Source organism: Mycobacterium shunyiense (genome assembly GCF_058270035.1).
Window position 1 is genome coordinate 430,606 of the sequence record NZ_JBZDPT010000019.1, and the last position, 9,090, is coordinate 439,695.

8 protein-coding genes are annotated in these 9,090 nt (G+C 68.5%); 5 read left to right on the forward strand and 3 right to left on the reverse strand.

What is annotated here, in order from left to right; genetic code table 11:
• Positions 1-4 precede the first annotated feature (4 nt).
• Entirely contained in the window at positions 5-1,288 is a 1,284-nt protein-coding gene (gene purT, locus AC4ELS_RS14280; protein WP_064887883.1) for a formate-dependent phosphoribosylglycinamide formyltransferase, read from the reverse strand.
• Between the two features lie 24 nt (positions 1,289-1,312).
• Positions 1,313-1,615, reverse strand: a complete 303-nt coding sequence (locus AC4ELS_RS14285) for a UBP-type zinc finger domain-containing protein (RefSeq protein WP_082941935.1) — start codon at positions 1,613-1,615, stop codon at positions 1,313-1,315.
• A gap of 42 nt (positions 1,616-1,657) precedes the next feature.
• Here AC4ELS_RS14285 and AC4ELS_RS14290 point away from each other — a divergent pair, with 42 nt between their 5' ends.
• Genes AC4ELS_RS14290 through AC4ELS_RS14310 form a run of 5 tightly spaced genes read left to right on the forward strand, consistent with a single transcriptional unit; the run spans position 1,658 to position 7,481 of the window.
• Positions 1,658-3,250 (forward strand): Na+/H+ antiporter, encoded by a 1,593-nt coding sequence (locus tag AC4ELS_RS14290; protein ID WP_064887869.1) that lies wholly within the window; start codon positions 1,658-1,660, stop codon positions 3,248-3,250.
• Positions 3,243-5,249: an MMPL family transporter gene (locus tag AC4ELS_RS14295; protein ID WP_064887873.1), complete on the forward strand. Its 2,007-nt coding sequence runs from the start codon at positions 3,243-3,245 to the stop codon at positions 5,247-5,249. The genes AC4ELS_RS14290 and AC4ELS_RS14295 overlap by 8 nt, the downstream gene beginning before the upstream one ends.
• A 10-nt stretch (positions 5,250-5,259) precedes the next feature.
• On the forward strand, positions 5,260-6,066 hold the full coding sequence (locus AC4ELS_RS14300) for an alpha/beta fold hydrolase (RefSeq protein WP_499047833.1): 807 nt from the start codon (positions 5,260-5,262) through the stop codon (positions 6,064-6,066).
• A gap of 9 nt (positions 6,067-6,075) precedes the next feature.
• Positions 6,076-7,281, forward strand: coding sequence for a cytochrome P450 (locus AC4ELS_RS14305; RefSeq protein ID WP_499047835.1), 1,206 nt, complete (start codon positions 6,076-6,078; stop codon positions 7,279-7,281).
• 5 nt (positions 7,282-7,286) lie between these two features.
• On the forward strand, positions 7,287-7,481 hold the full coding sequence (locus AC4ELS_RS14310; RefSeq protein ID WP_055110659.1) for a ferredoxin: 195 nt from the start codon (positions 7,287-7,289) through the stop codon (positions 7,479-7,481).
• Between the two features lie 11 nt (positions 7,482-7,492).
• Here AC4ELS_RS14310 and AC4ELS_RS14315 read toward each other — a convergent pair whose 3' ends face one another.
• Positions 7,493-8,998 carry an HNH endonuclease signature motif containing protein gene (locus tag AC4ELS_RS14315; protein WP_499047837.1) on the reverse strand — a complete coding sequence of 502 codons (1,506 nt, stop codon included), beginning with the start codon at positions 8,996-8,998 and terminating at the stop codon, positions 7,493-7,495.
• Positions 8,999-9,090 lie beyond the last annotated feature (92 nt).

Consider the following 9,090-nt stretch of genomic DNA (forward strand, 5'->3'; position numbering starts at 1 on the left):
CGGTTCACCACAGCTTGCGCAGCGCGGAGCCGACCCGGCGGGCACGGTCCCGGGCGATGATCACATCGGGCGCGGTGGCCAGGGCCACCCCGAGCCGCCGTGGGGCGTCGGATTCACCCGGTCGGCCGAACAACCGCACATCGCTTTCCGACGTGGCCAGCGCGTCGGCCAACACACCGCTGATGTCGCCCGACAGTTCACCGGTGTCGGCTCCGCCGTAACTGACCTCGGCAGCCGCCGGGGAGATCATGATGGTGTCGACCGCCAGGCCCAGGATCGCCCTGGCGTGCAGCTCGAACTCCGACAGCCGCTGCGACCGCAGTGTCACCAGCCCACTGTCGTGCGGCCGGATCCGGACATCGGAGAAGTACACGTCGTCGCCCTGCACCAGCAGCTCGACCCCGAACACCCCACGCCCGCCCAACGAGTTGACGATCCGGGCGGAGATCGACTTCGCGGCGTCCAGCGCAGCCGGTGACAGGGGCTGAGGCTGCCAGGACTCCAGTACATCGGTACCGACCTGACGGTGCCCGATCGGCTCGCAGAACTGCACCCCGGGACCGGACGGTCCGGCGGTGCGCACGGTCAGCATCGTGATCTCGTAATCGACCTCGACGACAGACTCAGCCAGCACGCGGTTCTGCGCGATGTGTCCGGCGGTGGTCGCCCGCTGCCAGGCCGGTTCGACGTCGTCGGACCGCAGCATCACCGACTCCCCGTCGCGCTGCGCGCCCACCACCGGCTTGACCACCAGCGGGAAACCGGCATGCTCGGCCACCGCGGTCAGCTCGTCGACCGACCCGGCGAACCAGAACGGCACCGTGGGCAGGCCCAGCTCGTCCGACGCCAGGCGGCGCAGACCCTCGCGGTCCTGACTGAGCCGAATGCTGCGCGGTGTGGGCAGAACCTCGATGCCGCCCCGCTCCGCCACCGCGACGAGCGCGTCAGCAGCGATGACACCGGACTCGGCCACCACGTAGCGCGGCTGCTCCCGCTCGATCAGCGCAGCGAGTTCCTCTGCGTCATTCATCTTGATCACCGCAGAGCGGTCCGCGACGCCGTGCGCGGGGGCGTAGTAGCGGTCCGCGGCGACCACGACTCCGCCCAGCCGCTGAAAGGCCAGCGCGAGCTCCCGGCTCAACTCACCCGAACCCAGCAGCAGCACCGTCGCCGCCGGATCGGTGGGCTTGGGGGACTCCGTGGGCTTGGGGGACGGAGCCTCTTCGGCACCGTCGACCTGATCATCCGTCAGGTCATCAGTCTGCGCGTCCTCAATCGATTCACTCATCGCACGCACCAGCCTGCCAGATCGTCACCCGACCCGGTGGTCGATATAGCACCAACGCCAGCTCTCCCCGGGTTCTGCCGAGCGCATCACCGGATGGCCACTCTGGTGAAAGTGCTTGGTGGCATGCTGATGCGGACTTGAGTCACAGCAACCGACGTGACCGCACGTCATGCACATCCGCAGATGCGCCCAGTTGTCCTCGCCGTCTTCCTCACATTCCTGGCATCGACCAGGGGTCACGGGATGCGGCTCGGCAACCTCCGCGTTCAGATGCTCACAGGTGCGAGGCGCCGGGTTGTGCTCGCGCCGCCGTGATCTCCTCAACATGTTGACCAAGGATAAGCAAGCACACGAAGGAGGGCTGACAGCGTGGGTGCCTCACTCTTGGCGGCCTTGGTGGCCGCAATCCTGCTGGCCGCCGTAGCGCGCCGCTTCGACGTCTCCGCGCCGCTGGCCTTGGTGGTGGCCGGCCTGGCCGGCAGCGCGTTACCCGGCTTCCACGACGTACACCTGGACCCCGACCTGGTGCTCTTCGTGATCCTGCCGCCGCTGCTGTGGTCGGCGGGACTGGAGAGCAGCTACGTGGCGCTGCGCCGCAACATCCGCCCCATCGGGTTCCTGGCCGTCGGGCTTCCGCTGGCCACCACATTCGTCGTCGGCATCGTCGCCTTCCACATCGTGCCCGAACTCACCATCGCCGCGGCCCTGACCCTCGGCGCGATCGTGGCCCCGCCAGACGCCGTGTCGGCAACCGCCGTCGGCCGCCGGCTCGGGCTGCCGCGGCGCACCATGACGCTGTTGGGCGGGGAGAGCCTGCTCAACGACGCCACCGCGCTGACCGCCTACAAGGTCGCTCTCGGCGCGGCCATCGGCACCGCTGCCACCTGGCGAGGCGGGCTGAGCACGTTCGCCCTGGCCGCGGTCGGCGGCGTGGTGGTGGGCTGGGTGATCGGGATGGTGGTGAACTTCATCCGCACCCGGCTCGACGATCCGCTGGTCGAGAGCGCCATCGGCCTGGTGGCGCCGTTCTTCACCTACCTGCTGGCGGAGGAGATCCACGGCTCGGGCGTGATCGCCGTGGTGGTGGCCGCTCTGCTGCTGGGCCAGCGTGAGTCCCAGGCCAGCTATGCCACCCGGCTGCAGGACAAGGCGGTGTGGAAGGCGCTGCAGCTCATCCTGGAATCATTCGCGTTCCTCTTGATCGGCCTGCAGCTGCCGAAGGTGATCAGCGAGCTGGCCGGAATCTCGGCGGCCACGCTCGCCATCTCGTCGGCCGCCGTGCTCGTCACGGTGATCGGGGTGCGAATGGTGTGGGTTTACGCGACCACCTATCTGCCCCGCCTGCTGTCCAAGCGGATCCGCGACCACGAACCCGAACCGCCGCGAGCCCAGGTGTTCGTTGTGGCCTGGGCGGGTATGCGTGGCGTCGTGTCCCTGGCCGCAGCGTTCGGTGTCCCAGCCACCACGCTGTCCGGCGATCCGTTCCCGGGCCGCCCGCAGTTGGTGTTCCTGACCTTTGTGGTCGTGGTCGGGACCCTGTTGCTGCACGGCCTGACGCTGCCGTGGTTCATCCGGGTCCTCGGCGCCCAGGGCGACGAGGCACACAGCGATGCGATCGCCACCGCCGCCGCGCAGGACAAGGCCGCCCGCGCCGCGGCCGAGCGACTCGATGAGTTGCTTGCCGAGCAGTCGGCGACCGCAGACGTGCCCCAGCGCGCCGCCGACGTGTTGCGGGCCTGGAACACCCGCCGCCGCAACGCCGCCTGGGAGCGTCTGGGCCGCGACGACGCCGACATCGGTGAGAGCCCGACATCGGCATTCCGTCGGCTGCGCCTGGAAATGCTTGCCGCCGAACGGGACACGTTCATCGCCGAGCGCGATGCCGGCCACATCGACGACGAGGTCCTGCGTACTGTGCTCCATGGGCTCGACTTGGAAGAGGCGACACTGAACCGTGATTAGGCGTCTGGCGTGGCTGGCTGTGTTGGTTGTGATCGTCTCCGGCGCGCTCCTGGGCCTGCTCAGCGGCGGCGACGCCGCCTCGCAGTCACCGGTCGCTGTCCCGGCTGATGCCGAGTCGGCGCGGGCCGACGCGCTGCGGGCCGACTTTCCCGGTGGAGATCAGGTTCCGGCGATCCTGGTGGTGACCCGCGCCGACGGCGCCGAACTCACCATGGGCGACGTCGACGCCACCGCCGATGCGCGCCACCGGATGACCGACGCACCCGGGCCGCCGTTGACCGTCTCCGACGACGGCAAGGCCGCGGTGGTCACCGTGCCACTGAAGGCCGACCTGTCCGGCTTCGGACTGAACGACGCCGTCAAGAATTTGCGCACCACCGCGAACGACGGCCTGCCTGCCGAGCTTCGGGCCCAGATCACCGGCGGCCCGGCGTTCGGCGCCGACATCGCCAATTCATTTGCCGGAGCGAACATCACACTGCTCGCGGTGACCGCGGCCGTGGTGGCCCTGCTGCTGATCGTCACCTACCGCTCACCGGTTCTGTGGCTGGTGCCGCTGCTGGTGATCGCCTTTGCCGACCGCGTCGGCGCCGTCGTCGGCACCGCGGTGGCCTCCGGACTCGGGCTCAGCCCGGACGGTTCCACCTCGGGAATCACCAGCGTGCTGGTGTTCGGTGCGGGCACCAACTATGCGTTGCTGCTCATCTCGCGGTACCGGGAGGAACTGGGGCGCACCGAGCAGCACCGCGAAGCTCTGGTGGTCGCGGTACGGGCCGCCGCCCCGGCGATCGTTGCCAGTAACGCGACCGTCGTACTGGCCCTGCTGACCTTGCTGTTCGCCTCGGCGCCCAGCAACCGCAGTCTCGGCGTGCAGGCCGCGTCGGGTCTGGTGGTCGCCGCGATCTTCGTCCTGGTCGTGCTGCCACCGCTGCTGGCCCTGTGCGGCAAACGACTGTTCTGGCCGTTCATTCCCCAGGTCGGCGCCACACCGCTGACCGAAACCGGTATCTGGCACCGAATTGCGGACTCGGTGGCCCGCAAACCCGCCCGGGTGGCTCTGGTCTCGCTGGCCGGCCTGGCCCTCCTGTGCACCGCCCTGTTGTCCACCCCGATCGGGCTGACGCAGACCGAGCAGTTCCGGGTACAGGCCGAATCGGTGACCGGCTATCAGACATTGGCCGCGCACTTCCCGAGCGGCCTGACCGATCCCACCCGCGTCATCGCCTCCACCGCCAAGGGCGGTGCGGTGCAGCGGGCGATCACCGATACTCCCGGCGTCGTCTCCGCCTCACCTGCCGGTCAGTCCCCCTCCGGCCTGAGCCAGTGGTCGGTGGTCCTCAAGGGCGAACCCGCCTCCGATGAGGCCTTCGAAACCATTGATGCCCTTCGTGATTCGGTGCACGCGGCGGACCCCAGCGCGCTCGTGGGCGGGTCCGATGCCCAGGCCAGGGACACCGCCGCGGCCGCCCAGCGCGACCGCCTCGTGGTGATCCCGGCGATCCTCGCGGTGGTGCTGGCGGTGCTCTACCTCCTGCTGCGGTCCGTGTTCGCGCCGCTGGTGCTGGTCGGGGTGACGGTGCTCAGTGCACTGGCCGCGCTCGGACTGGGCGGCTGGGCCAGCGTCCACCTGTTCGGATTCCCCGCCCTGGACAACAGCACCCCGCTGTTCGCCTTCCTGTTCCTGGTGGCCCTCGGCGTGGACTACACGATCTTCCTGGTGACCCGGGCCCGTGAGGAGACCCCCGAGTTCGGCACCCGACAGGGCATCGTGCGGGCGGTGTCGGCCACCGGCGCAGTGATCACCAGTGCCGGTGTGGTGCTGGCGGCGGTGTTCTGCGTGCTGGGCGTCCTGCCGCTCATCGTGCTGACGCAGCTGGGCATCATCGTCGGGCTCGGCATCCTGCTGGACACCTTCGTGGTCCGCACAGTGATCATCCCCGCGCTGTTCACCTTGATCGGCCCCCGCATCTGGTGGCCGGGTCTGCACGCCGAGCGCTAACTTGGCAGATGTGCAGGAGCTGCGAGTCCCGACGAAACTCGGCCGTCTCCGCGTCCAGGTCCGCGGCGACGGCGACGCGGTCCTGTTCTGGCCCAGCCTGCTGATGACCGGGGACATGTGGGCCGGCCAGATGCGGGAGTTCGAACCCGACCACCGGGTCATCGTCGTCGACCCACCCGGCCACGGCGGCAGCGAAAAGCTGACGGCCCCATTCAGTTTCACCGACTGCGCAGCCACCGTCGCCGACATCCTCAACAGTGTCGGCGTCGAACGCACCCACTTCGTCGGCAACTCCTGGGGCGGGATGATCGGTGGGACGTTCGCGGCGTTGCACCCGGACCGCATCGGGCGCGCCGTGTTGATGAACTGCACGGCGTCGCCCGCCGGGCGCGGGCAAAAGCTCGAGTACGGCCTGCTGCTGCGGATGGCCAAAGCGCTCAGGGGAATCCGCGGTCCACTCACCCGCCCGGTCCTCGCGGCCTTCCTGGGCCCGACGACATTTGACACACGTCCCGAAGTGGTCGCCTTCGTGCGGGATGCCGTGCACCGCGTCGACGTCGATTCCGCTGCCTGGGCGGTGACGAGCGTGGTGCCGCGCCGGCCGGATCAGCGGGCTCTGTTCTCTCGCGTGAAAGCACCCGTCCTCGTGGTCGCCGGTGCCGAAGATGCCACGTTCCCGCTTACGGAGACCATCGCGATGGCCGACGCCATTCCGGGCGCGGACGTGACGGTGCTCGACGGCGTCGCGCACCTGGCCGCACTGGAGAATCCCCGCCTCGTCAACACGTTGATCAGGGATTTCCTGGCACGCGGGTAGCGTCGGGGCATGACTGGGCCGATCACGCTGCCGCCAGTACACATGCGGCGCAATGCCTTCGACCCGACGCCAGACCTGCGTGAGATCCGTGAGACCGACGGGGTACGCAAGGTCATCAGCGCGCTCGGCAATCCCGTGTACCTGATCACCCGCCACGAGGACGTCAAGGCGGTGTTGAGTGACCACGAGCGGTTCTCCAACAGCAGACCACCCGGTTTCGCCCTGCCCGGGGCGCCCCAGATGTCCGAGGAAGAACTGGCCAGCGCCCGGGCCGGCAACCTGTTGGGACTTGACCCGCCTGACCACCAGCGGCTGCGACGCATGCTCACCGCGGAGTTCACCATCCGCCGGATGAAACGTCTCGAACCTCGGATCGTCGAGATCGTCGACTCCCGACTCGATGCGATGGCAGCGGCCGGCCCACCCTCGGATCTGGTGGCCGACTTTGCGCTGCCCATCCCGTCGCTGGTGATCTGCGAGCTGCTCGGGGTGCCCTACGAGGACCGCGACGACTTTCAGGACCGCTCCACGCACCAGCTCGACCTGTCCCTGTCCATCGCGGAACGTCTTGCGCTGCAACAGCAGAGCCGCGACTACATGCGTGGCCTCGTCCTGCGAGCCCGCCAGGATCCGGGCGAAGACATTCTCGGCATGCTGGTCCGCGACCATGGTGGCGAGCTGTCCGACGACGAGCTCGTCGGCATCGCTGGGCTGCTGTTGCTCGCCGGGCATGAGACCACGTCGAACATGCTGGGCCTGGGTGTTCTGGCATTGCTGCGCCATCCCGATCAACTGGCGGCCGTGCGCGACGACCCGGATGCCGTCGGCCCCGCCGTCGAGGAACTGCTGCGCTGGCTGTCCATCGTCCAGAACGCCATCCCGCGCTTCACGACCACCGAGGTCGACGTTGCCGGCGTGCGGATACCGGCCGGCGAGTTGGTCTTCGCCTCCCTACCCGCGGGCAACCGGGACCCCGATTTCATCGACACCCCCGACCTGCTCGACATCCGCCGCGGCGCGCCCGGGCATCTGGCTTTCGGCCACGGCGTGCACCACTGCCTCGGTGCTCCGCTGGCCCGCATGGAGATGCGGATCGCCTTCCCGGCCCTCCTGCAACGGTTCCCGAACCTCGCGCTGGCAGAGCCGTTCGAGGACGTCGCCTACCGGTCTTTCCACTTCATCTACGGGCTCAAATCGTTGGCGGTAACGTGGTGAGCGCCATGAAAGTAGAAGCAGATCGGGATGCCTGCATCGCATCGGGCAACTGTGTGATGGTCTCCGACGTCGTCTTCGATCAGGACGATGACGGCGTCGTCGAAGTCCTCGTCGATGAGGTGCCCGACGATGAGATCGCGCATGCGCGCGAGGCCGTCAAGCTGTGCCCGGCAAGCGCATTGAAGCTGACCGGGGACTGACGCCCAGCCGCTCAGAAGGGTGGTGGTGGTCCGTTTTCTTCGGCGAGCCAGGCTTGGTAGTCGCGTTCGTAGGCGAGGTCGTTGTTGAGTTCGGCGCGCAGGCGTCGTTCTTCGGCGATGCGGTCACGTTGGTCTTGTTCGCGGGTGCGTGAGCGTTTGGGCATCTTCGCACCGCGGTTCAGGTTCGGGTCCAGGCCGGGCGCGTCAGGTTCGGGGTCGGGGAGGTTGAGGTCCCCGGTGGGGTGGGCCAGGGTCGGGAACAGTGCGGCGCCGTGGGGTTCGGTCACATGGGTGTGTCCGGTGGGGGTGGTGAATTCGATGGTGCCGTCGGGGCGTTGACGATCGGTCCAGCCGGGGCAGAACGTTTTGACCAAATGGTGTGCCCGGCAAAATAGTTTGGTGTTCGACGGATGCGTCGGCCCGGTGGGCCAGGGCGCGGTGTGGTCAATGTCGCAGCGTTCAGCGGGGGCATCACAACCGGGGAACCGGCAGGTCAGATCGCGCCACCGGATGAACTCCGACAAGGCCACCGAGGGGCGGTACCGCGGCTCGCCGACCGCAGCGGACTCAGCGTCGGCGATGTCTGAGTCGGTGGCCGTGGTCTGCGGATCCGGCGCATTCCCGGTAGGCAGGCGCACCGGTTTGACCGTGCCGGTGGCGGCCAGATCCCGCACGGACTCGGCGGGCAGGATGCCATGGCCGACCAGATACCCCGGATCATCACAAGTGCCGTCCACGGTGGATTGGTCGGCCAGCACATGCACCATCGCGGCATCGGCGGCCGCCCGCTGCTGTGCGGCGGGGCAGTCCTCGCGCCGGCACAGGCACGGCATGCGGGATTCCAGTCGGGCCACCGGCCCGACCGCGTCGGCGCGGCGCTGTTCGCGGGTGCGCGGATCGTGCGTACACACCGTGTCGGCCACGGCATCCAGGCGTTGGCTCAGTGCCACCCCGTCAGCGGCGTGGATGTTGGCCCACACCGAGGCCATGCCGGGGCTGCTCGCCTCCACCTGAACAAACCGCCCGTCATCGATCGGGGGTGGAACCCGCACCCCGTTGGGGTCGAGTTTGGCGATCCACTGATCCACCCGATCCCGCAACTGCCGTTCAGACAACCGCATCCACCGATGCGCCCGGGCCGCCAGTTCCTCATCCAGGCCGGCCCACACTGCGGGGTCGACGATGCCGGTGCGGGCGATGAGCATCCGCACCACCCGGTAATCGATGTCCCCGGCGGCGAACCGGGCCGCCACCAACGGCAGTTTGTCGCGCAATACCCGGGCGTGATGAATCTGGGTGCCGGCCCGGCCGCGACTGATCCGCAACGCCGCTGATACTTCTGCAGAGACTTCTTCGAACGGGTCGGTGGTCCAAAAGATCGACTCGGCCAACTCCTGCTCCCGCAGACTGTCCAACGCCCCGATCGCGGCCAGGCGCCCCGCGATCGCCGCCGACTCCGCCCGCGCCGCGGCACTGATCTTGTCGATCAGCGCCACATCGGAATCAGCCTCGAACATGTGTGCTACTCCTCATGTTCTTGTGGGTAGTTGAGGGTTCAGGCCGCCGAGGCAGAGGTAGATCATTGAGGTCAGTGCTTTGGCGGAGTGGT

Bases quoted from the DNA above. Each gene is read 5' to 3' on its own strand.
- AC4ELS_RS14285 (WP_082941935.1), bottom strand. From the start codon at position 1,615: ATGTTGAGGAGATCACGGCGGCGCGAGCACAACCCGGCGCCTCGCACC.
- purT (WP_064887883.1), bottom strand. From the start codon at position 1,288: ATGAGTGAATCGATTGAGGACGCGCAGACTGATGACCTGACGGATGAT.
- AC4ELS_RS14310 (WP_055110659.1), top strand. From the start codon at position 7,287: ATGAAAGTAGAAGCAGATCGGGATGCCTGCATCGCATCGGGCAACTGT.
- AC4ELS_RS14315 (WP_499047837.1), bottom strand. From the start codon at position 8,998: ATGTTCGAGGCTGATTCCGATGTGGCGCTGATCGACAAGATCAGTGCC.
- AC4ELS_RS14305 (WP_499047835.1), top strand. From the start codon at position 6,076: ATGACTGGGCCGATCACGCTGCCGCCAGTACACATGCGGCGCAATGCC.